Here is a 23,077-nt window from a genome sequence, read left to right as displayed (position 1 = left end):
TAACGCTAACATAGATGATCTTGCGAGAGGGGTCGGGATGGTGGTTCTGTCGGGATCATCGACGATGCGCCTACGTGCCCTCCTCGTGCTCTCCGCCGTGGCCGCCGCGGCTGTCGTGGTGGTCGCCGACCGGCCGGCGCGTGCCGCCACGCTGCCGACCGGCGCGGTCTCGCTGGAGGCGGTCAACCAGGCCGGACGGTACGTGCGGCACATCGACTATCTCGGTCAACTCGACCCGGTGACCTCCAGTAGCGGCAACCAGACCAAGCTCGATGCCACCTTCACCGTGGTCAACGGTCTGGCGTCGCCGACCTGCTACTCGTTCCAGACCAGGACCGGCATGTTCCTGCGGCACCGCGACTACCGGCTCCGGGTCGACCCGAACACCGGTGACGCGGCGTTCCGGGCCGACGCCACCTTCTGTGCCGTGGACGGCTCGGTCAGCGGAGCGGTTGCGCTCGTCTCGTACAACTATCCGAACCGGCGGATCCGGCACCGCGACTTCGCGCTCTGGCTCGACTCCTACCAGGACACGGCCGCGTTCCGGGCGGACAGTGCCTTCCGCCTCGTCGCGCCCTGGGCACCCAGGACCAGCAAGGGGCCGGTGATCCCGGGTCTCTTCGCCGACCCGCACCTCGCCGTGTTCAACGGCCGCTACTACCTGTACCCGACCACCGACGGCTACGCGAGCTGGACCGGCACCTACTACAAGGCGTTCTCCTCGACCGACCTGGTCAACTGGACCGACCACGGCGTGATCCTCGACCACGGTCCGGACGTCTCCTGGGCGGACAACTCGGCCTGGGCGCCGGCGGTGGCCAGCGCCAACGGCCGCTACTACCTGTACTTCAGCGGCGGCGCGGCCAGCGGCAACACAGCCAAACAGCTGGGCGTGGCGGTGGCCGACAGCCCCACTGGACCGTTCCGTGACGCGCTGGGCCGGCCGCTGATCCGCAGCGACCAGTTCTCCGGCGGGCAGACGATCGACCCCATGGTGTTCACCGACGACGACGGGCAGTCCTACCTGTACTGGGGCCAAGGCGTCGCGCGGGCGGTGCGGTTGAACGCCGACATGGTCTCCTTCGACGCGGCGCAGGCGCGGATCATCACCCCGTCGGGCTACAACGAGGCGCCGTTCGTGTTCAAGCGCAACGGTCTCTACTACTTCATGTGGTCGGAGAGCGACACGCGCAGCGAGGACTACCGGGTCGCCTACGCCACCGGCCCCTCACCCCTCGGGCCGTGGACGAAACGCGGTGTGGTGCTGCAGAAGCGCCTCGACGTCGGCATCAAGGGCACCGGTCACCACTCTGTGGTCCGTGCACCCGGCAGCGACACCTGGTACATCGCCTACCACCGCTTCGCCGTGCCGATCGGCACGGCACCAACCGCGAGACCGCCATCGACCGGATGGAGTTCAGCACCGACGGCACCATCCGGCCCGTCGTACCAACGCTCTAGCTGACTCGTAAGCCCCTGCGCGAAGGAGAGAGACACATGTCGAGAGTCCTCGCCCGGCTCTGCGCGGTTGCGGTGGCCGCGAGCCTGCTGTTCACCACCTGGTCGGCGGCGACACCGAAGGAGGCGGCCGCGCTCGACCCGACCGTCGGCTACCTGATGGCGCACTTCACCGGCGAGTCGTCGACCGACCAGCAGATCTACTTCGCCCACAGCACCGACGGCCTACGCTGGACCGACCTCAACAACGGTGGGCTCGTGCTGCGGTCCACCGTCGGCACCCGCGGCGTCCGCGACCCCGCCCTGGTGCGCTCGCCGGCCGGCGACCGGTACTGGATCATCGCCACCGACCTGTGCATCGGCTGCGGCCAGGACTGGTCGACCGCGATCAACAACGGCAGCCGCAACCTCGTCGTCTGGGAGTCCACCGACCTGGTCAACTGGTCGGCGCCGTGGCTGCTGAACGTCGCCGGCGCAATTCCAGACGGGCGCAACGCCTGGGCTCCGGAGGCGATCTGGAACCCGGCCACCGGCGACTACGTCCTCTACTGGGCGACGAACGTCCCGCTCAACGGTGCGACCAAGCACCGCATCTACTCCGCACGGACGGCGAACTTCCGCAGCATCACCACACCGCAGGCCTACATCAACCGACCCGGTAACCAGGAAATCATCGACACCCAGATCGTCGAGGTGCCGGCCGGAGTCGGCGCCTACCGCTACGTCCGGGCCTCCCGGGACGGCCAGATCGCGATCGAAGGCAGCAACTCCATCCTCGGCACCTGGACCAGCCTCGGAAACCTCTCCGGCATCGGGCTGACCGGCGCGCAGGTCGAAGGCCCGATGTGGATGAAGACGAACACCCGCAACGAGTGGGTCCTCTACCTCGACCAGTACTCCAGCGGGCGCGGCTACCTGCCGGTCCTGACCACCGATCCGTCGAACCCGGGCAGCTACCGACTGCCGGCGTCCGGCTCGTACGCGATGGGCGGCACCAAGAAACGGCACGGAACGATCCTCAACCTGACCGCGGCCGAACAGAACCGGGTGCTCGCCCGCTGGCCCGCCACCGCGGTCAACCGGATCCAGTCGTACAACTTCCAGGACCGGTACGTGCGGCACTACGACTACGACGTCCGCATCGACCCGAACGTCAGCCCTGCCCAAGACGGCCAGTGGCGGCTGGTGCCCGGCCTGGTCGGCTCCGGCACCGTCTCCATCCAGTCGGTCAACTACCCGGGCCACTACCTGCGCCACTACGGATACGACTTCCGGCTGGAAGCCAACGACGGCACCGCCACCTTCGCCGCCGACGCCACCTTCCGACAGGTCGCCGGCCTCGCCAACTCCTCGTGGACGTCGTTCCAGTCCTACAGCCACCCGGACCGCTACCTCCGGCACTACAGCTACCTGCTCCGGCTCGACCCGGTGTCCGACGCGCAGAGCCGTGCCGACGCCACCTTCCGCGTGACCAGCTGAACCTGGTCCCTCTCCAAGGAGTTCCGACTGTGGCACCACATCGACGGGTGCTCTGCGCCCTGGTGGCCGCGTTGACGGCGATGGTTGGCGTCGTCGCCGTCGCGTCGTCGCCGGCCACTGCCGCCACCAACCAGTTCCGCGGCATGAACTGGGCCATGTTGGGTGACAACTTCAAGACCAGCCCGCTCGTCGTGCAGGGCCTCAGCATGTCCGACAGCAACGCGACGGTGCGGGCCAAGGCCAATGCCCTCTACGACGACATGGCCTCCACCATGGGGGTCAACACCATCCGGCTGCCCATCAACACCCACACTGTGGGGACGGCCTGGTGGGAGGCGTACCGAGGCGCCATCGACGCGGCCACCGCCCGCGGCTTCAAGGTCATCCTCGCCTACTGGGAGGACGGCGCCGCGTCCGGCGGCAGGATCACGAACCTCGCCGCGTGGAACGCGATGTGGTCCACCGTGACCAACACGTACGGCACGAACACCAACGTCTACTTCGAGCCGATGAACGAGCCGCACGGCTACAGTTCGGCGGAGTGGCGCAACGTCGCGGCGAACTGGCTCAGCTACCACTACTCGGCGGTGCCCGGCCGGGTGCTGATCGGCGGCACCGGCTTCAGCCAGGACCTGCGCGACATCTGCAACGACAGCCGCTTCAACTCGACGCTGCTGTCCTTCCACTACTACGCCTTCTTCTACGGCGCGATGACCTACGACGCCTTCCGCAGCCACATCCAGGCCCGCCTCGGCAACTGCGCCTCCCGCGCGGTCGCCACCGAGTTCGGCGCACCGATGAACGACGGTCGCAACTACGCCGACGCGGGCAGCACCGACAACTTCGTGCGCTACATCCGGGCCATGGCCCAGGTCATGCGGGACAACCAGATGGGCGGCACGTACTGGCCCGCCCTCGGCGGCAAGACGGGCACCATCGGCTACGACTGGTACTCGATGTTCGCCCTCAGCGGCAGCGGCAGCGGCAGCGGCACCAACCTCAATCTCACCGTCCGCAACACCTCCGGCGCGGACCGGATCCGGTACGCGTGGGGTGACAGCGTCGGCGACGGCCCGACGACACCCCCGCCATCGACGGGGACGTTCTACCGGGTCGACGTGCGGCACAGCGGCAAGGCCATGGACGTCCAGCAGCCGAACACCGACAACGGCGCGCGCGTCGGCCAGTACACGTACGGCGGTGGTGCCTGGCAGCAGTGGCAGTTCCAGGACGCCGGCAGTGGCTACTGGCGCATCGTCAGCCGGCACAGCGGGAAGTGCCTCGACGTGGTGAGCGCATCGACCGCCGACGGCGCCGAGCTCGTCCAGTACACCTGCGGCACCGGCACCAACCAGCAGTTCCAGATGGTCGCCAACGGCGGTTACTTCCAGCTCCGGGCACGACACAGCAACAAGTGCGTGGACGTGCCGGCCGCGGCGACCGCGGACGGAGTGGTCCTCAAGCAGTATTCGTGCAACTCCGGCACCAACCAGCAGTGGTCCCGCACGGCCGTCTGACGGTCGTCTGGACGTAGCGACCGATCAGCGGTGGCCTTCCCAGGCCGGACAACGGCGTCTCACCCGGCTCGACGGCAGGCTGCTCAGCGGCAACACCCCATTCGTGGCGGAGCCGGTCGACCCGCTCGCCGTCGAGTCGCTGGAGTTCCTCGAACCCGACCACCCGGTGTACGCGCTGCGCCCAGCCGATCCCCTCGCGATCGTCTGGTGCTTCTACTCACCACGCGCGTCGTTCGCCTACCCGGGTGGCGAGTCGGTACTCGACTGAGCCCGTTACCTGACCTCCTAAGGTCTCCAGAAATGTCGTGTCGGGCGATGACCAGGTGATGCGCTCTCGGGCGTGCCAGTAGCCGGATGCGGATCCTCAGCGATCGGTTCTGCTCCGGCTCGCGGACCGGTCCTGCAATTGACAGGCATGCTAGTTTGATGTCTCGCGAAGCGGAGTCCACGGAAGCACCGGGACAACCAGCGCGGACCTCTGTTCCTACCTCGTAGCCCAGCGCGCCCTCATGCGCGCTCGGGAGGAGCTGTCGTGCCCAGAGAAGTAATCGCCTTCGTGCCCCAACACACCACCACCAAGTCGCGTGTCATGGCAATCGTCGACAAAGGCAACGGCAACGAGTTGGATGCCATCGCGACGCTCGATTGGCCATACCAGGCGGTCGCCATTTGCAACCTGTTGAACTCTCCAGACAAGGGGCAGGAGAACTTCTCCGGCCTCTGGCTCAGTCTGCCGGCAAGCGTCCGATCCGGGCTTGAGCAAGCAGCCCAACAGCGCGTCGACGTTACCGATGAACGGCAGTTCCTTGCCACCTGGTTCGTGAGCGAACTCGACGCCCCCAACCTGCCGAGAGATGGCAGCAAGATCGATTGGGCGGGGCTGTTTCCCGCCGCGCAGTGTCCCGCCGATGGGTGCGACTACTGCGACGGCTGTCCGTCGTATGCCGAACGCCGACGTGATGACGCCGGCAGCGGCCAGTGCGGTCCCGGCGGGTCGTGCCGCTGCCTGATGGAGAGCTCGGACGACGACGAAGAAGTCTGCGTATGTCCCTCGTGGGGCGTCGGCCCTCGCTGGGCTGCTGCTCTCTACCAGTCGTTGTGCGGTATGGCGGAGGTCCTTGTTGATCAGGCGGATGGCCTCATGTGGGGGATCGAAGGTCCCGCGGTCGCGTTTCCGGCTTCGTTGATCGCGCAGCCGCCAGAATTCTTTGTTCGGCTCGCGCAGACCTGCGTCGACCTGTGTGACCTGCTGGCCAGGGGAGTGACGCCTGTGCCACACACCATCGCTGAGCTGCTGATGCTCGACGAGGCAGCGCGTTCTCACCTCGAGAGCCACCTGACGAGTGCCGGCCTCGATGTCGACGCCATGAAGCAGGAGTTCGAACACCTTCCCGAAGGACACGGTGACTTCGAGTTGGACGCCCTGTGGATGTTCCAGTTCACCAACTCGGACTGGGAGAAGATCACCGAGTCCGAGACGACGTACCAGCCGTACTCCATGGACCGCATCTTCGACCTGCTCCCGGAGGCTGCGGAGTGGCCCCGGAACGCGAAGCCGGCGTAGCAACGGATTCGTGTCCACCAGCACAGCGCACCGTGCTGGGCCGGCGGTGACAGCGTTCGCGCTGTCACCGCCGGCCTGGCCTGGCCTACGCAGCGGCGGTCACGGCAGCGGACGGCCGAGTCGGGCACAGGTAGGGGTTCCGTAGGTTCCGCCCGTGAAGGCGGGGAACTTCAGGGACGCCCGTGACTGCGGCCCGAACTGGCCGTCCGCGGTGATGCCCGCCTTGCTCTGGGCGAACTTCAGCGCGTTGAAGGTCAATTGGCCGAACGCCGCGTCATCGCTGAGCAGCGCCTTGCCCGCGGGTGCGAGGTAGCAGTCGTTCAGGGCCCACTGGAGAGCCAGCGTTCCCGGCCCGGCGTCGCCCCAGACCAGCGAGCATGGCAGGACGCCGTACCTGCCGACGGGCGCGGCGACCTGATAACCCGCCTGGTTGCTGACGACGGTGTAGGACTCGCATTCCGGCTGACTGCGAGCGTGGGCGGGGCTGGCGGCGACGAGCGTGCCCGCGAGCACGGTCATGGACAATGCGATCAGTGCTGCCAAGCGCTTCATCGAGTTCTCCTTCATCGCAGTGTCGTCCGGTGCCCGGGCCCCCGTCGGGCTTCTCCCGGGCAGCCGGACTCCTCGGCGGACACCCACCGCACGGCTCGTGTCCTGAAGTCAGGCTGGTTCGGCACGAGGTTGTCCGACAGGGCGGCGGCGCCGGACAAACAACGTCGGACACTCCTTCCGACGTTTGCGCAGCTCGGTCAGCGACTCGACGGTGGGCCGCAGGAAGGGTCGTACCGCTCTGAGGGGATGTGCGTCGCCCACTCCTGCCGGGTCAGCTGACGACCGGCAGTGGCGCAGATCTGGGCCCTGGCGGCGCGGAGATCGAACGACCAGCGGATGATCCGCCCGTCCTCGGCGCCGGAGATGAGAGTTCCGGCCGCAGTGAAGGCGAGCCCGCGGACTCTCGCACCATGGCCGCTGAGGGTCGTAACCCGTTGTCGGGTAACGGTGTCCCAGACGACGATGGTGCGGTCGTCGCCAGCGGACGCGATCCTGCGCCCGTCGCGACTGAAGGCGAGGACCTGGACGGGTGCGGTGTGGCCGTGCAGGACGGCCAGTTCGCTGCCGGTCACGGCGTCCCAGAGCTTGACGCTACGGCTGTCGCCGGCGGTCGCGAGCAGAGCTCCGTCAGGGCTGACCGCGACGTCCTGCACGGTGCCCTGCTGGCTCTTCACTCGGCTGAGAAGTTTGCCGGTGGTGACGTCCCACGTGTTGACGAAGCCGCCCACGCTCGCGCCCAGGAGACGGCGGCCGTCCGGGGTGAAGGCCAGCGACGTGACGATCTGTGCCGGGAACCTGGCCGTGATGTCGGTCGGGTTGTTGATATCCCCGACGTCCCAGATGAAGGGGCCGAGCGTGGCGGCTGCGACGAGACGGCCACCAGGATCGAAGGCGACGTCGGTGGACGCACCGATTCCCTTGGACACGATCGGTCGGGTGGCATGTCGTCGACGTTGGAGATCCCAGATCGTGATGATGTTGTTCCGAGTCACGGCGGCGAGCCGGAGCCCGTCGGGGCTGAACGCGACGGCCTGCACCTCGTCTGCGTGCCCGGCGAGGACGGCCACTTGTTCACCGTCGGTGTCCCAGAGGCGGACCGTGCCGTCGCTGCCCGCCGAGGCGACACGGGTTCCGTCCGGGCTGATCTTCAGATCCTTGACCTGCGCTGAGAATCCGCTGAACGGGGCGTCCTTCAGATCGTGGAGCACGATGGTTCCGTTGAAGCCCGCCGAGGCGAGCATCGCCCCGTCCCGGCTCAGTGCGACGGACACCGTTTCGGTGCGGCCGCGGTCCTGGAAGGTCTGCAGGGACTCGCCGCGTCGCACGTCCCAAATGGTGATCGCGCCGTTCTCGTCGGCCACAGCGAGCTTGCTGTCGGTAGGCGCGGAGATGGTCCATGCGTAGCGGCCGGCCAGCGGTAACGGCGGAAGGCGGACCGGCTGACCGCCGGCAAGATCCCACAGGTACACCCCGCGGTCGTCGGCGGAACCCGCGAGGACGTACCCCGAGGGACCGAAGGCGACCGAGAAGACATGCTGGGCGGGCAGCCTGGCGAACACCGTGCCGGTCGCCACACGCCAAGCGGCAGGGTGCTCCACCCCGTCGCTGGAGACGAGGATCGCGCCGTCGTGGCTGAACGTGAGCGATCTGACCGGACTCCGGTGCTCGCGAAGCACTGAGCGAGTTGTGGTCCGTAGATCGTAGAGGGCGATGTCGCCGGCGCGGCCGGCATTCGCGTCGGTGCCGGGACCGCCCGTGAGGCCGACCGCAAGTGTCGTCCCGTCGGGGCTGAAGGCGATGCCCGACCCGAGACTGTTCTCCGTCAACCGGGTCTTCTGTTGGCGCGTCGGTACGTCCCAGATGATGATGGACTTGTCGATCCCGACGGAGGCGAGCAGCCTTCCGTGGTCGGCGAAGGCCAGGCCGGCGGTCCGACCCGTGTGGCCGACGAGGGTGGCGATCCGCTCGCCACGTGCGGGGTCCCACAATCCGATGGTGCCGTCACCGGCCGCGGAAGCCAACAGGGAATGGTCCGGGTTGAACGCGACCGTGTAGATGGACGGCCCACCGACATTGAGCTCGGTGCGGCGGGGCGCGGCCGCCGCGCTGAGCACGCTGCCCTGGGTCTCGGTGTTCGAGTTGAGGTGGTCGGCCTCGACGGCCAGCAGGCCGGCCAGATCGGGATCGGTGGCGAGCAGGGATCGGGCTTGCAGCGACAGCTCGCTGGAGAGCGTGGCCACCTGCTGTCGGCGGGCGTCCTGGCGTTGTCGTACCGCGACGCCGCCGCCCAGCAGGGCGAGTACGAGCAGGGTGGATATGCCTGCGACGAAACGCTTGAACAGGCGGGCCTGACGCCGGCCGGCGTTCTGCTCGGACTCGGCGAGAGCGGAGCTGGCGTGCAGGAAGGCGCTTTCGAGTTCGTTGAGCTCCTCCGGACGGTCGTCGGCCAGGGCCTGCGCGCCCAGGAGTTGGGTTCCCCGGTACAGGGCTCCGGCATCATGGTCGAGCGTCGCCCAGGTGTGCGCGGCTTCGGTGAGTCGTCGGTGGATCAGCAGGTTTGCCCGATCATCGGTCAGCCATCGGTGTAGCCGCGGCCAGGCCCGGATGAGCGCCTCATGGGCCACCTCCACCGTGCCGTCGCCCATGACCACCAGACGGGATTCGGCCAGCTGGTCCAGAACTCGGGCGGTGACCGCGTCGTCGGCGATGCCGTCGAGTTCGGTACGCATGATGGGCCGCCGGGTGTCCTCGGTACCGTCGCCCAACGCGGTGAGCCGCAGGAAGATCCTGCGAGCGGCTCGTTGCTCGGCTGCCCCGAAGTGGCCATAGGCCCGCTCGGCGGTCTGGGCGATCGCCCCGCGCACGCCGCCGCTCGCCTGATAGGCCGACAGGGTGAGAGTTTCCCCGCTTCGTCGTTGCCAGGTCTCGAGGAGCGCGTGCGAGACGAGCGGCAACGCGCCCGGCTCGTCGGCGGCATCGGCGAGCACTGTGCTGACCAGGTCGGCTTCGACGCCCATTCCGACCTGGGCGGCGGGCCGAATGATGATCTCCCGCAGGTCGGTGGCGCTCACCGGCCGCACCAGGAGGTGCGCCTCGTCGTCCAGCGCGACGGCCAGGTTCGGATACTGCATGAGGTGGGCGAGGAAGTCGGCGCGTACCCCGAGTACCACTGTGGTGCGGCGATCGGGCCCCTGCGCGGCGTCCATCAGCGCCTCGATGAAGCGGCGGCGTTCCGCCTTGTCGGGGCAGAGTGTGAACACCTCCTCGAACTGATCCACCACCAGCAGCGCGCGGGTCTGCGGCGGGCCGCCCGCCAGTGCGCTGCGCACCGCGATGTCGAGCGCGGCGTCATCCGCCGCCAGGTCCCTCCGGATCTCTGCTGCATCCTGGCCGGTCAACTTCGCGACCTCGGCGGCCAACGCCTCCAGCGGGCGTTCGGTCGGCGTCAACAACATCGTCCGCCACCGCTGGGCGAGCCCACGGTCAGCGGTGATGGCCCCAAGCAGACCGGCGCGCAGCAACGAGGACTTGCCGCTTCCGGAAGCCCCGACGACCGCGGTCAGGCACCGCTGATCGGCCCGTGCCAGCAGCCGTTCGACCAGCTCCGTACGGCCGAAGAACAGCTCCGCCTGCTCGGGCTGGAATGCCGTCAGCCCCTGATACGGGCAGCGTTGCGCTGCGGTCTCGGCTGTGCCGGAGGCGACCGCCGCTTCGGCGATGGCCGACCACCGTGCCCGCCACTCGGCCGGGTCGCCGCCACAGGCCTGGACATATCCGAGCGTCACCTCCAGCGACGGCAGCCGGTCACCCTTCGCCGCGTCCGCCAACGTGCTTGCCGAGTAGTGCGCGCGCCGAGCCAGGAGCCGATAGCTCGGGTTGCCCGCGTGCTCCCGCAACTGTCGTAGCTGCCACGCCAACCGTTGCACCGGGCCCGCCGTCGGATCCACGGGTTTCTCCGGACGGCCCAACACCCACCTCCGCATACTGGGCCGTAACTCTGGCCGCGCGACCATGGCGAGCTTCGGCACGGGCGCCCATCGGATCGGGCCAGAAGAAGTATCCAGTTGCGGCCATGCGGTTGCGGCCTCGGGCTCGGTCCGCGCCGGCAGGCAGCAGGTGACGACTGTCCGTTCGGAGCGGGGGAACGCACAGCTGGGCCTGGTGTTGCGCTACCGTCAAGGCGCGCACCTCGGCGTCGATCAGTCCGCGTCTGCCGGCCGTCGACGGCCCGCACTGACCCACCAGATCCAAGGAGAACCCGATGCCGGAGCCTGAACCCGCCCAAGACGACCCCGCGGTGGCTGCCGACGCCTCAACACCGGCCGAGACCGAGACCGAGACCGAGGAGCCTGCCGTTCCCGCGAATCGGGCTGCCCGACGCGCGAAGGGCAAGGTCGCCTCGCCTCAACCGCATGGAAAGGGTCAGCACCTCGGTGGCCGGGGCTCGGTCCAGAGCCCTCGCCAGTATGGTAACCGCCGTAGCGGTTGATCAGCAGAAGCCGCTGCGACGCTCGCGATCTCGACCCGGCCGGCCCGGAACCTCTGCGCCGTTCCAGCACCTGTGCGTTCTTGCTGCGGCGTGAGCCGACCGTACACAGTGGAGTCCGGAGTCCGGAAGCCGGAGTCCGTCGGCTTTGTCGGCGACCACGGGTACGGTTTCGGTGCTCGACACGTACGGGCATCGGCGGCATGTCGTCGGGGCGGGAAGGGCCAGCCCGGTGGCGACGGACCGTGGGAGGGAGCGACGGTGGCGCAGCGGAGAGCATTGGTGGTTCGGGGCGGTTGGGAGGGGCACCAGCCGGTCAAGGCGACGGAATTGTTCCTCCCCTTCCTCGAACGAAGTGGCTATGCCGTACGAGTCGAGGAGTCGACGGAGATCTACGCCGACGCCGCCGAGATGGCCGAGACCGACCTCGTCGTGCAGTGCATGACGATGTCGCAGATCACCGCGGACCAGGTGGCGGGCCTCAGCGCGGCGGTCATCGCCGGCACGGGCTTCACCGGCTGGCACGGCGGCATCGTGGACTCGTTCCGCGCGTCATCGGAATACCTGCACCTGGTGGGCGGCCAGTTCGCGACCCATCCGGGCTTGGAGCCGTGTGAGCGTCACGGCGGCCCGGAGGACAACTTCCTGCCACACACGGTGCGCGTCACCGACCTCGGCCGGGAGCACCCGATCACTGCGGGCATCGAGGCCTTCGACCTGATCACCGAACAGTACTGGGTGCTGCACGATGACCTGATCGACGTGCTGGCCGTGACCACCCACCCGACGCAGGCGTGGCATCCGTGGCATCGCCCGGTCACCTCACCGGCGATCTGGACCCGGCAGTGGGGTGCCGGGCGCATCGTCGTGACCACCCCTGGGCACAGCCTCGACGTGCTGGAGCACGCGGATGTCCGTACCGTGATCGAGAGGGGGATGGTGTGGGCGACCCGCACCGCGTCGGCGTCATAGGTCTCGGGGTCATCTCCCGCGCGTACCTGGACACACTCGCGGACCACCCTGAGGTCAACATCGTCGCGGTGGCCGACCTCGACGCCTCCCGGTCGGCCGAGGTCGCGGCCACGATTCCTGAAGCCGAGGCGATGAGCGTCGAGCGCCTGCTCGCCCGCCCGGACGTGCAGACGGTGCTCAACCTCACCATCCCCGCGGCGCATGCCGACATCTCGCTGGCCGCGATCGACGCCGGTAGGAACGTGTATGTGGAAAAGCCGCTCGCCGTGACGTTTTCGGACGGCCGCTCGATCATCGATCGGGCCGCGTCGGCCGGCGTGCGCGTCGGGTGCGCGCCGGACACTGTCCTGGGTACGGGTACGCAGACGGCGCGGGCGGCGATCGACGGCGGGCTCATCGGCCGCCCGATGTCCGCGTCGGCCGTCATGGTCACTCCGGGACACGAACGCTGGCATCCCAATCCCGACTTCTACTACGCCCCGGGCGGTGGCCCGATGCTGGACATGGGGCCGTACTACATCTCGGCGCTCATCCACCTGCTCGGGCCGGTCCGGGCGGTGACCGGAGCCGCCAGCCGTCTACGCGCCGAGCGCGTCATCGCCTCGGGCCCCCGCACCGGCCAGCGGATCCCGGTGGGTGTGGACACCCACCTCACCGGCGTACTCGAGCACGCCAACGGTGCGCTCTCCACCATCACGACCAGCTTCGACGGCGTCAGGACGACGGCCGCGCCGATCGAGGTGCACGGGGAGACCGGCACGCTCGCCGTACCCGATCCGAACTACTTCGACGGTGAGGTGCGCCTCTTCCCGCTCGGCGGCACCGAATGGCGCGCTCTCGAACCGCAGGCTGGTTACGCCAAGGCTTCCCGGGGCATCGGTCTGATCGACCTTGTCAGAGCCGACGATCAGCGTCCCCCGCGCGCTGACGGCGACGTCGCACTGCACGTACTCGAAACCATGACCAGCCTGCTCCGGTCGGCGAGCGAAGGCCAGCGGATCGAGCTGACGACGACGGCACAGCGGCCCGTGCCGGTTCCGCTCACTCCGCTCGAGGGCTGGAAGGCGTACGACGCAAAGACACACTGAAGAGGGCCAGCCCGGAACGGGTTCGTGGTCATCGTGGAAGGCCGAAGTGGTGGGCGATCGAGGCGCGCAGCGTTGCGGCGTCCCCGGCGGACCAGGCGATGAAGCAGTCGGGGCGTACGAGCAACGCGGCCGCTGTCGTGCCCTCCAGTGAACCGGTGACCACGTCGACCCGGTCTCGCCATGGTGCGGCGATCCCGGCGTAGGCACCCGTGGAGTCCAGCAGGAGCGGCCGGGCGGCGCGGGTCAGCTCGGCGAGGCGTTTCGCACCGTGCTCGGTGTGCACGACCACGTCGGGCGCGCAGCGGCCGGCCAGAGGGTCGGCGGGATCGGCGGGGTAGCGGATGTCCGCACCGGACATCAGCGCCGCGATGTGCCCGGTCACCTCCGGCTTGCGCAGCAGTTCGGCGAAGAGTTCCCGCAAGCCGCTGATCTCGTCGCCAGGGCCGATGAGCGCCGACTGCGCCTGGGTGGACATGACGACCCGTTCGGCGACGGGGCGACGCTCGCTTTCGTAGGTGTCGAGCAGGCCCTTCGGTGCCCAGCCGCGCACCGTGGCGGCGAGCTTCCAACCCAGGTTGACCGCGTCCTGTAGGCCCAGGTTGAGGCCGGGGCCGCCCATCGCGGGGTGCACGTGCGCGGCGTCGCCAACCAGCAGCACCCGGTCGGCGCGGTAGCGGGCGGCGATGCGGGTGTTGCGGCCGGTCAAGCGCCGCAGCAGGCCGGGGCCGTCAGGCGCGCCGAGAGGGATGTCGGCACCGAGCACCCGGGCGACGCTGGCGCGGATTTCCGCCAGGCTCATCGGGGTCTCGTCGTTCGTTGGCGTTTCGGGCCACTCCGTCGTGCTCAGGATCGCCGGGCGGCCGGGGAACGGGGCCCAGGCGATCAGGCCACGCGCGGTGCGGGTGTGCTGGAACGGCGGGACGACACCGTAACCGGGGACGCGCAGGCCGCCCGTCTCAGGGTCGAGGGACGACGCAGGCACGGTCACCGTGGCGGTGCGGGAGATCGACCGGTCGTTGGTGACACCGGGGAAGTCGATACCGGCGAGGCGGCGCACCACGCTGCGGCCGCCGTCGGCACCAACGACGAAGCGACTGGTGAGCTGCGTACCGTCGGCGAGGTGGACCTCGACCGCGTCGAGGCGTTGGCGGAGGTCGACGACCTCGTGGCCGCGGCGCAGGTCGACTCCGAGCTCGGCGGCTCGGACGGCGAGACCGGCCTCGAGTTGGGCTTGCGGCACTCCGAGCACGTAGTGCGGGTTCTCCGCGAGCATTGTGAGATCCAGCGGGAACGCGCCGAAGGTGAAGGCCGGTTGAGGGGCCGGCGGGGTGCTCTCACCGCTGAGCCGCGCGTAGAGGCCGCGTCGGTCGAGCAGGCGGACGACCTGTCCCACGAGGCCGTTGGCGCGGGGCTCGCCGGTGGGCGCGGCGTGGCGTTCGAGGACGACGGGGTGCACGCCGGCGAGGGCCAGTTCGCAGGCGAGCATGAGGCCGTTGGGGCCGGCTCCGACGATGGCGACGTCGATCATGGTCGTGATCCCTTCGGGGTGCGCGTCATCGCCACGGCAGGCGCGGCACGTGGCCGGCCCGCCGCGGGACTGTGATGCGGCTGGAGACGTGGGTGAGGTGGTGCCTTCGTGAGGGCGGAGCTTCAGCGGGGTGGGGCCGGGAGGCCGGCGGCGACCTGGGTGAAGGCGTCGGTGATGAGGCGTTCGATCGGGGCGGGTGGGTCGGCGCTGTCGAGATAGTGCTGCATGGCGACGACGACGGCGGCGCTGGCGGCGGCCGCGACGAGCCTCGGGTACATGTCGGTGGCGAGGTCGGTGCCGGTGCGCTCGGCGACCGCCGCGGCAAGCTCGGCCTCGGCGAGGGCGGTGGCGCGCAGCCGCTCGCCCTGTAGCGCGGGCTCGGCGAGCATGGTGCGTACGCCGGCCACCCACCGGGCATGGTCGGGGGAGGGCATCGCCTCGACCTCGGGACCGCGCGTGAACTGATCCAGCGCGGCCTGGGTGAGCGCCACCCAGAGCGGCTCGTCGGCGGGACGTTCGCGCAGCGCGGCGGCGGTGCGCAGGCTGCGGTCGAGGTGGCGGGAGGCGATCGCCTCGGCCTTGCTGGAGAAGTAGTTGTTGAAGGTACGCGGGGAGACGCCGGCAGCCTCGGCGATGTCCTCGACGCGGACGTTGTCGTAGCCACGCTCCGCGGTGAGGTGGATCGCAGCCCAACCAAGCGCCGCCCGCGTCTCGGCCTTCTTGCGCTCCCGCAGCCCCGTCATGCCGCCACGCTAGCACCAATTGCGTGACACGCAAATATGCGTGTCACGCAAAAAGTGACTGACGGTGGGTTCGGCCGCGTAGGGTGATCGCGTCGACAGGCGGGAGGGCCGGCCTGCGCCGACAATGGGGGAGTGGCACCCGCCTTCGTCCTGCACCACCACCGCAAACCACGACCGCACTTCGACCTGCGGCTTGAGGAAGATGGTGTGCTGCGCTCGTGGGCGGTGCCTCGCGGTCTACCGGACAGCCCCAGCGACAACCGGCTCGCGATCGCCGTGCCCGACCACGACCTCGCTCACCTCACCTACGAGGACGTCGACAAGTCGATCGCCGACATCGGCACCTGGGAGGAGCATGATCGCACCGACCGCCGGATGCTGTTCACGTTGCACGGCCGCACCGGTCGCCGGCGATACGCGCTCATCCGCACCGGCGAGGGGTGGCTGCTCCACCTGACGAAGGAGCAGCTCCCGGACGATCGCGGACGGTAGTGCGCTAGGCGGCGACGACGGTCAGCGAGACGTGGGCACAGGCCCTAGCATCGCGGCATGGCGACACGGCTTGTTCAGATCAACATGAAGGCTCGGGACGACTCCACGCTGGGCGGTTTCTGGGCGCAGGCGCTCGGCTGGGAAATCTCCAGTGAGGGACCCGGCGTGACCAACCTCGAACCCGAGGGCTTCGTCTACCCTGACCCCGTCGCTGTCTGCGTCGACCTCATCGTCTCCTCGGAGCCCAAGACGGTGAAGAACCGCGTGCACGTGGACCTCGCCACCACCTCGGCGGCCCACCAGGCGCAGGTGGTCGCCCGCCTGACGGATCTCGGCGCAACCGCCGCCGACGTGGGCCAGGGCGGTGTGCCGTGGACGGTCATGGTCGACCCGGAGGGCAACGAGTTCTGCGTGCTGGAGCCCCGGGCGCTCTACCGGGACACCGGACCGATCGCCGCCGTGGTGGTCGACTGCGCCGATCCGCGAGCCATGGCCCGGTTCTGGAGCGAGGCCACGGACTGGACCCTGCACGAGGTGACCGATCAGGGTGCGAGACTGCGCTCCGCCAAGGGTGTCGGCCCCTATCTGGAGTTCGTCCGTACCCCTGACGTGAAGAGCGGGTGGAACCGCGTCCACCTCGACGTCCGCCCGTACCCCGGTGACGACCCGGAGGTGGAGGCGGCCAGGCTGCGGAGTCTCGGTGCGACCCCCATCGACCTGGGGCAGGACGTCCCGTGGCGGGTGCTCGCCGACCCGGAGGGCAACGAGTTCTGCCTCCTCACACCGGGCTGACCAACCGGCGACACCGTGCCGACGGAGAACCGGACGGCGTCGATCGATTCGGGCAACGGCCCTTTTACGGCGAAAAGTGGCAGTTCGTGGCCGGAACGAGGTCCCGCCGCGAACGTTGGCATTAGGGCAACGCCACTCTATGGTTGGGGCATGCCGCCGGTGACCTTCCGCTCGCCCGCCGCCACCGAGGTGGCGGCGGGCGGTGCTGTGCGCGTGCCGACGGCGACCCGTCCCAAGGCCGACATGCGGGTGCCGGTTGTCCGCGCGCCGCACACCGCGCCCACGCGCACAACGTCGAGCCCGATGCGAACCGGCCGAGGCCCACCTGCGGAGTCGTTGCATACCCAGAACGACCGCCAGGGCGAAGCTATCCAAGCTTCGGCCCTTTTTGTTTTTCCCACCCGTTTTCCCTGGAAGGCAGATCATGAGCGTCGATCATCGTCCTACTCTCGACCAGAGTTGGCTGGCTGACCTACGAGCGTCCCTGGCGGACGACTTCGCCACCCAGACGGCTCGGCTGCGGGAACTGACCGAGCTCAACGCGGACACCGGCGACCCCGGCGAGGCCCACAACCAGGCCGCGCTGCTGCTGGCCACCCGCCAGAACATCGAGCAGATCACCGGTGCGCTGAACCGGATCAGCGACGGCACCTACGGTGCCTGCCAGAGGTGCGGCCAGAGCATCCCGGCCGAGCGGCTCGAAATTCTCCCGCACGCTCGCTTCTGCGTGCCGTGCCAGGAGAAGCAGAACAGGTGACGCCCGGGTGTGGCTGCCGTACCGCCGGCACGGCAGCCACACCGTCAGGTGCGAGAGCCCGGCCTTTCATTCAGTGAAAGCTCCGGTTCCCCAGCGGGGACTCCGCACGGGACGATCCGGCTCCATCGACGTCCGTCGGCATGGAGGTCCGGTCACATGACATTCGCGCGAAACCAGTGGTATGTGGCCGCCTACGGCAGTGAGGTGGGGCGAAACCTGCTCGCCCGGACGGTGCTCGGTGAGCCGCTGGTGCTGTACCGCACCGGTGCCGGGCAGGCGGTGGCGCTCGCCGACCGGTGCGTACACCGGCGCTTCCCGCTGTCGGAGAGCCGCCTCGACGGCGACACGATCGTCTGCGGCTACCACGGCTTCACCTACGATCCGACCGGCGCCTGCGTCTTCGTACCCGGTCAACAGCGCATCCCGCGCACCGCGCGGGTGGTCTCGTTCCCGGTGGTCGAACAGGACTCCTTCATCTGGGTCTGGATCGGTGACCTGGACCGGGCCGACCCGGCTGCGATCCCCCGCGCACCGTGGCTGGCCGACCCGCGCTACGCGGTGGTGCGGGGCATGGCGCCACTGAACGCACGGTACGGCCTGCTGGTCGACAACCTCCTGGACCTGTCCCACGAGACCTATCTGCACGGCGGTTACATCGGCACGCCGGAGGTGGCGAACACCCCGATCACCACCGAAGTGGACGAGGACCGGGGGATCGTCTACGTCAGTCGGCACATGGACGACGCCGAGTGCCCCCCGTTCTACGCGCGCTCCACCGGCATCCAGGGCCGGATCACCCGGTGGCAGGACATCGAGTACCACCCGCCCTGCCTCTACCTGCTGCACAGCCGGATCGCCCCGCAGGGTGTCTACCCGCCCGCGGAGGGCGAGGACCGCGAAGCGTTCCACGCCGAGATCGTGTACGCCATCACCCCGTCGACGGAGCACACCACCTATGACTTCTGGGCGGTGGCGCGCGACTTCGCGATCGACGACGAGTCGGTCAGCGAATACCTCCACCACAGCAATCACACAGTCGTCATGCAGGACGTGACCGCGCTCAACATCCTGGAGCAGGTGATCGCGACCGAGCCGGACAGGTATCAGGAGTTGAGCATCAACATCGACACCGGTGGCCTGGCCGCCCGGCGGCTGCTGGCGCGGATGGTCGGGTCGGGGACGGTGGGAGCGGCGCGATGAGGCCTCGGGCAGGCTCCCGCACCGGGGACCGGGTCTACCGGATCCACTGGGTGCCGGGCACCGACACCCTGCGCGGGATCTGCCACTGCGGGGCCGAGCGCCGCACCGAGGAACCGGTCGAGTTGTGGGAGTGGCTGCTCGGCCACCCGCAGGGCCACCAGGGTGCGGCCGTGCCGGTGCCCGGACCGCCGAGGCGGCTGGCGATGCGCGAGTGACGGTGGACGTGCTGACCGGTGTCGAGCTGATGGTCGCCGGCCGCAATCAGGTGGCGGCCGAGGTGGTGGCGATACGCCTCTGTCGTGCGGACGGCGGTGACCTGCCCGAGTGGGCGCCGGGCGCGCACATCGACCTGGAGTTGGGCGTCGGGCTGGCCCGTCAGTACTCCCTCTGCGGTGACCCGGCGGAGCGGTCCGTCCTGCGGATCGCGGTGCAGCGCGAACCGAACGGGCGCGGCGGCTCCCGGCTGGCGCACGAGCGGCTCACCATCGGCTCGACCGTCCGGGTGAGCGGACCCCGCAACACCTTCCCGCTGGTCGCGGCACGCCGCTACCTCTTCATTGCCGGCGGCATCGGTATCACCCCCGTCGTACCGATGGTCGCCGCGGCCGACGCCGCGGGCGCCGACTGGCGGCTGGTGTACGGCGGACGCAGCCGCGCCACCATGGCCTTCGCCACCGCCCTGCGGGAGAAGTACGGCGACCGGGTGAGCCTGCACCCGCAGGACGAGACCGGGCTGCTCGACCTGGCCGGGTTGCTGGGCCGGCCCGGCACCGGGCTCGTCTACTGCTGCGGCCCGGAACCATTGATCACCGCGGTCGAGGAGCACTGCCGCGGCTGGCCACCCGGCTGCCTGCACGTCGAGCGTTTCACCGCCCGGGGCGACACCGGCGCGCCGGAGACGACAATCGAGGTCGAACTCGCGCTCTCGCAGCGGACGGTGACCGTGCCGCCGGGCACGCCGATCCTGCGAGCGGTGGAGGAGGCCGGAGTCCACGTCCTCTCGTCCTGCCGGGAGGGCACTTGCGGCACCTGCGAGACGCCGGTGCTCGCCGGTGTGCCGGAGCATCGCGACAGCCTGCTCACCGCCGAGGAGCGGGCCGTCGGGGACACCATGATGATCTGCGTCTCCCGGGCCCGTACGCCCCGACTCGTGCTGGAGCTGTGAGCGCCCGGCGTGGGCGGGGATGATGACGGGGTGCGCGCAGAACCGGGACGGTCGGTGACGAGCAAGGTGCTGGCGTTGCTCGACGCGTTCAGCCCGGCCACCCCGGCGTTGACCCTGAGCGAGTTGGCGCGTCGCACCGGGATGCCACTGCCCACCGTGTACCGGCGGGCCGCGGAGCTGGTCGCGTGGGGGGCACTGGAACGCGGCGACGACGGGCGGTACCGGATCGGTCTGCGGCTGTGGGAGGTGGGCTCGCTCGCCCCCAGGGGCCTGGGGCTGCGGGACCTGGCCCTGCCGGTGATGGAGGACCTGTACGAGGTGACCCACGAGAACGTTCAGCTCGCCGTCCGGCAGGATCTCGAACTCGTCTTCATCGAACGGATCGCCGGGCGACACGCGGTGCCCGTGCTCACCCGGGTGGGGGGTCGCTTCGCGCTGCACGCCACCGGCGTCGGGCTGGTCCTGCTCGCTCACGCGCCCGCCGAGGTCCAGGAGCAGGTGCTGGCCGCGCCGCTGGAGCGGTACACCGAACTGACCATCACCGACCCGAAGCGGCTGCGTCGCTGCCTCGCCGAGGTACGCCGGGCCGGGTACGCGGTCAGCGACCGTCAGGTCACGATGGACGCCCTCTCGGTGGCCGCGCCGATCCGCGTACCAGAGGGTGTGGTGGCGGCGATCTCGCTGGTGGTCGCCCACGACCGGGCGGACCCGGTGGCGTTGGCGCCGCTGGTCCAGGCCGCCGGCCGGGTGGTCTCCCGGGCGCTGAACAACTCCACCCGCCCTGCCGTCTGATGTAGACAGACTGCAAATCGTTGACGCCCGGTCAAATTCTGCATTACGTTGCCGGTGCGCGTGTTACTCCCCACCTTCGTGCGCAGATCGGCATCGACGAAAGGGAGCACTCATGTCACTGGACGGCAAAGTCGCCATCGTCACCGGGGCCGGGCGGGGTCTCGGCCTCGCCTACGCGCAGGAGTTGGCGCGGCGGGGCGCCTCGGTCGTGGTCAACGACGTCGACGCCGAGGCCACCGCCGACACCGTGGCGACGATCGAGACGTCCGGCGGTCGGGCCGTCGCGGTGGTCGCACCGGTCGGCCCGACTGAGACCGCGAAGGAACTCGTCAGCACGGCGGTCGAGCACTTCGGACGGCTGGACATCCTCGTCACCAACGCCGGCGTGCTGCGCGACACGGTGCTGTGGAAGATGAGCGACGACGACTTCGACACCGTCATCAACGTGCACCTGCGTGGCACGTTCACCACCGTGCGCGAGGCGGTGCAACACATGCGGCAGGCCGGCGAGGGCGGGCGGATCATCTGCGTCGGGTCACCCACCGGGCAGCGGGGCAACTTCGGCCAGACCAACTACGCGGCCGCCAAGGCGGGCATTGTCGGCATGGTCCGGACCTGGGCACTGGAGCTGAAGCGGGCCGGCATCACCGCCAACACCGTCGTCCCGGTCGCCGCGACCGCGATGACCGCCACCGTTCCCTACTTCGCGGCGGCGGTGCGGGCCGAGGCGAACGGCGAGCCGATGCCCGCGTTCTTCCGACATGAGCTGGGATTCGGCACGGCGGACGACGTAGCCGGGCTCGTCGCGTTCCTCGGCTCCGACGCGGCGGCCTCGGTGACCGGGCAGGTGATCGGTGTCGGCGGGGACCGCCTGCAGATCTGGACCCACCCGGAGGCGGCGCTGACCGCGCACCGCGAGGGCGGCTGGACGTACGACGCGCTGCTGGAGGCCTGGCCGACGACGTTCGCCGGTGCCGCGCAGAGTGTCGGCGAACGCTTCCCGGAACTCCCCGAGGAGTTCGAGCCCGCGCCGTCCTGACCGGCCCGAGCAGACCGGCCCGAACAGACCCGCCGACGGAGGTTGGCCCCATGTACCAGCCCGCGATCGACCTCGACGACGTCACGGCGATCGACATGCACGTGCACATCGAGGTCGACGACCACGGTCACACCTCACTGCCCGAACCACTCGTGGCGGCGGCGTCGGCGTACTTCAAGACGGACGGCCCACGGCCCGCCGTCGAGGCGGTGGCGCGGTACTACCGCGAGCGGCACATGGCGGCGGTCGTCTTCACCGTGGACGCGCGCACTCAACTGAAGCACCAGCCACTGTCGAGCGTCGCCATCGCCCGCGCGGCGGCCGAGCACGCCGACGTGCTCATCCCGTTCGGGTCGGTCGATCCGCGCACCGGGGGAGCGGCCCTCGAACTCGCCGATCGGTTGATCCGGGAGGAGGGCGTTCGCGGCTTCAAGTTCCACCCCACTGTGCAGGGCTTCGACCCCAGCCACGACGAGTACGCGCCGCTGTGGGGCCTACTGGAGCAGGCCGGCGTCCCGGCGCTCTTCCACACCGGGCAGACCGGCATCGGCGCGGGTACGCCAGGCGGCTACGGCCTGCGCCTTGGCCGGTCGAACCCGATCCTGCTCGACCCGATCGCGGCCGACTTCCCCGACCTCCAGATCATCATGGCCCACCCGTCGGTGCCCTGGCAGGACGAGGCGTTGTCGGTGGCCACGCACAAGCACAACACCTGGATCGACCTGTCCGGCTGGAGCCCGAAGTACTTCCCGCCCGAGCTGGTGCGCTACGCGAACTCGCTGCTGAAGCGACGGGTGCTCTTCGGCACCGACTACCCGATGCTCACCCCGGACCGGTGGCTTCGCGACGTGCAGGCGACCGACCTCAGGCCGGACGTGCTCCCGGGCATCCTGAAGGACAACGCGGCCCGACTGCTGGGCCTGGCCCGGTGACGACGAGAGGAAACGCCATGACGACGACCATCACCTACGACCGGCTCGGCGACCTCGCCGGCACCGATCTCGGCTACACCGGGTACCGCACGGTCACCCAGGACCAGGTGGACCTGTTCGCGGACGCCACGGACGACCACCAGTGGATCCACGTCGACCCGGAACGGGCGAGGACCGGCCCGTTCGGCGCACCGATCGCGCACGGCTTCCTCACCCTCTCCCTGGCGGTTCCCTTCTGGACCGAGCTGCTCGAGGTCAAGGGCGTGACCACGAAGGTGAACTACGGCCTCGACAAGGTGCGTTTCCCCGCGCCGGTCGTGGTCGGGGCGCGGGTGCGGATGCGGGCCACCGTCGTCGAGGTCGTCGAGGTCCGCGGCGGCTACCAGCTCGCCGTCGACCAGACGGTCGAGATCGAGGGCGGGACCAAGCCGGCGGTCGTCGCGCGCGGGCTGTACCGCTTCTACGCCTGATCCCGGGGGCATCCGTCGAGCCGGGCGAGCACACCACCTCCACCCCAGGAG

General features: G+C 69.6%; 21 protein-coding genes. 17 read left to right on the top strand and 4 right to left on the bottom strand.

Annotated features, from left to right (window positions below):
- The first annotated feature begins 64 nt into the window (after positions 1-64).
- From ACFYP0_RS06180 to ACFYP0_RS06160, 5 genes are all read left to right on the top strand, one after another.
- Positions 65-1,465 carry a family 43 glycosylhydrolase gene (locus ACFYP0_RS06180; protein ID WP_356974745.1) on the top strand — a complete coding sequence of 467 codons (1,401 nt, stop codon included), beginning with the start codon at positions 65-67 and terminating at the stop codon, positions 1,463-1,465.
- A 32-nt stretch (positions 1,466-1,497) separates the two neighbouring features.
- Complete coding sequence (locus tag ACFYP0_RS06175; protein WP_356974747.1) at positions 1,498-2,937, top strand: glycoside hydrolase family 43 protein; 1,440 nt, start codon at positions 1,498-1,500, stop codon at positions 2,935-2,937.
- Between the two features lie 29 nt (positions 2,938-2,966).
- Entirely contained in the window at positions 2,967-4,454 is a 1,488-nt protein-coding gene (locus ACFYP0_RS06170; protein ID WP_356974749.1) for an RICIN domain-containing protein, read from the top strand.
- A 103-nt stretch (positions 4,455-4,557) separates the two neighbouring features.
- On the top strand, positions 4,558-4,722 hold the full coding sequence (locus ACFYP0_RS06165) for a hypothetical protein (RefSeq protein WP_356974751.1): 165 nt from the start codon (positions 4,558-4,560) through the stop codon (positions 4,720-4,722).
- A gap of 264 nt (positions 4,723-4,986) precedes the next feature.
- Positions 4,987-6,018, top strand: a complete 1,032-nt coding sequence (locus ACFYP0_RS06160) for a hypothetical protein (protein WP_356974753.1) — start codon at positions 4,987-4,989, stop codon at positions 6,016-6,018.
- Positions 6,019-6,117: 99 nt separating this feature from the next.
- On the opposite strand, the gene ACFYP0_RS06155 is transcribed toward ACFYP0_RS06160, so the two are convergent.
- Positions 6,118-6,585 (bottom strand): peptidoglycan-binding domain-containing protein, encoded by a 468-nt coding sequence (locus ACFYP0_RS06155; RefSeq protein ID WP_356974755.1) that lies wholly within the window; start codon positions 6,583-6,585, stop codon positions 6,118-6,120.
- 182 nt (positions 6,586-6,767) lie between these two features.
- Positions 6,768-10,517 carry an nSTAND1 domain-containing NTPase gene (locus ACFYP0_RS06150; protein WP_386994694.1) on the bottom strand — a complete coding sequence of 1,250 codons (3,750 nt, stop codon included), beginning with the start codon at positions 10,515-10,517 and terminating at the stop codon, positions 6,768-6,770.
- A gap of 800 nt (positions 10,518-11,317) precedes the next feature.
- On the opposite strand from ACFYP0_RS06150, the gene ACFYP0_RS06145 reads away from it, so the two are divergent.
- The gene (locus ACFYP0_RS06145) at positions 11,318-12,028 is read left to right on the top strand and encodes a ThuA domain-containing protein (RefSeq protein ID WP_355496740.1); all 711 of its coding nucleotides are present in this window, start codon (positions 11,318-11,320) and stop codon (positions 12,026-12,028) included.
- Positions 11,998-13,116, top strand: a complete 1,119-nt coding sequence (locus ACFYP0_RS06140; protein WP_386994692.1) for a Gfo/Idh/MocA family protein — start codon at positions 11,998-12,000, stop codon at positions 13,114-13,116. The genes ACFYP0_RS06145 and ACFYP0_RS06140 overlap by 31 nt, the downstream gene beginning before the upstream one ends.
- 28 nt (positions 13,117-13,144) lie before the next feature.
- On the opposite strand, the gene ACFYP0_RS06135 is transcribed toward ACFYP0_RS06140, so the two are convergent.
- Positions 13,145-14,644: an FAD-dependent monooxygenase gene (locus tag ACFYP0_RS06135; protein ID WP_355496746.1), complete on the bottom strand. Its 1,500-nt coding sequence runs from the start codon at positions 14,642-14,644 to the stop codon at positions 13,145-13,147.
- A 122-nt stretch (positions 14,645-14,766) separates the two neighbouring features.
- Positions 14,767-15,387, bottom strand: a complete 621-nt coding sequence (locus ACFYP0_RS06130) for a TetR/AcrR family transcriptional regulator (RefSeq protein ID WP_091399920.1) — start codon at positions 15,385-15,387, stop codon at positions 14,767-14,769.
- 132 nt (positions 15,388-15,519) lie between these two features.
- On the opposite strand from ACFYP0_RS06130, the gene ACFYP0_RS06125 reads away from it, so the two are divergent.
- The 10 genes from ACFYP0_RS06125 (at position 15,520) to ACFYP0_RS06080 (ending at position 23,026) form a co-directional block, all read left to right on the top strand.
- Positions 15,520-15,879 (top strand): DNA polymerase ligase N-terminal domain-containing protein, encoded by a 360-nt coding sequence (locus tag ACFYP0_RS06125; RefSeq protein ID WP_124860959.1) that lies wholly within the window; start codon positions 15,520-15,522, stop codon positions 15,877-15,879.
- 57 nt (positions 15,880-15,936) lie between these two features.
- Positions 15,937-16,671, top strand: a complete 735-nt coding sequence (locus ACFYP0_RS06120) for a VOC family protein (protein ID WP_124860957.1) — start codon at positions 15,937-15,939, stop codon at positions 16,669-16,671.
- 424 nt (positions 16,672-17,095) lie between these two features.
- Positions 17,096-17,428 (top strand): TraR/DksA family transcriptional regulator, encoded by a 333-nt coding sequence (locus ACFYP0_RS06115; RefSeq protein WP_124860955.1) that lies wholly within the window; start codon positions 17,096-17,098, stop codon positions 17,426-17,428.
- A gap of 156 nt (positions 17,429-17,584) precedes the next feature.
- On the top strand, positions 17,585-18,628 hold the full coding sequence (locus tag ACFYP0_RS06110) for an aromatic ring-hydroxylating dioxygenase subunit alpha (protein ID WP_124860953.1): 1,044 nt from the start codon (positions 17,585-17,587) through the stop codon (positions 18,626-18,628).
- Entirely contained in the window at positions 18,625-18,843 is a 219-nt protein-coding gene (locus tag ACFYP0_RS06105; RefSeq protein WP_124860951.1) for a hypothetical protein, read from the top strand. The genes ACFYP0_RS06110 and ACFYP0_RS06105 overlap by 4 nt, the downstream gene beginning before the upstream one ends.
- Entirely contained in the window at positions 18,840-19,793 is a 954-nt protein-coding gene (locus ACFYP0_RS06100; protein WP_357007589.1) for a PDR/VanB family oxidoreductase, read from the top strand. Before ACFYP0_RS06105 ends, ACFYP0_RS06100 begins: the two co-directional genes overlap by 4 nt.
- Positions 19,794-19,823: 30 nt before the next feature.
- Positions 19,824-20,585 (top strand): IclR family transcriptional regulator, encoded by a 762-nt coding sequence (locus ACFYP0_RS06095; protein ID WP_357007592.1) that lies wholly within the window; start codon positions 19,824-19,826, stop codon positions 20,583-20,585.
- Positions 20,586-20,697: 112 nt separating this feature from the next.
- Positions 20,698-21,624, top strand: a complete 927-nt coding sequence (locus ACFYP0_RS06090; RefSeq protein WP_124860945.1) for an SDR family oxidoreductase — start codon at positions 20,698-20,700, stop codon at positions 21,622-21,624.
- Positions 21,625-21,674: 50 nt separating this feature from the next.
- The gene (locus ACFYP0_RS06085; protein ID WP_124860943.1) at positions 21,675-22,556 is read left to right on the top strand and encodes an amidohydrolase family protein; all 882 of its coding nucleotides are present in this window, start codon (positions 21,675-21,677) and stop codon (positions 22,554-22,556) included.
- Between the two features lie 17 nt (positions 22,557-22,573).
- Positions 22,574-23,026 (top strand): MaoC family dehydratase, encoded by a 453-nt coding sequence (locus tag ACFYP0_RS06080; protein WP_124860941.1) that lies wholly within the window; start codon positions 22,574-22,576, stop codon positions 23,024-23,026.
- Positions 23,027-23,077: the final 51 nt, after the last annotated feature.

The organism is Micromonospora arida, assembly GCF_042873195.1.
Classification (GTDB): Bacteria; Actinomycetota; Actinomycetes; order Mycobacteriales; family Micromonosporaceae; genus Micromonospora; species Micromonospora arida.
The sequence above is the reverse complement of the archived record's forward strand: the minus strand, read 5'-3'. Positions and strand labels throughout refer to the sequence as shown.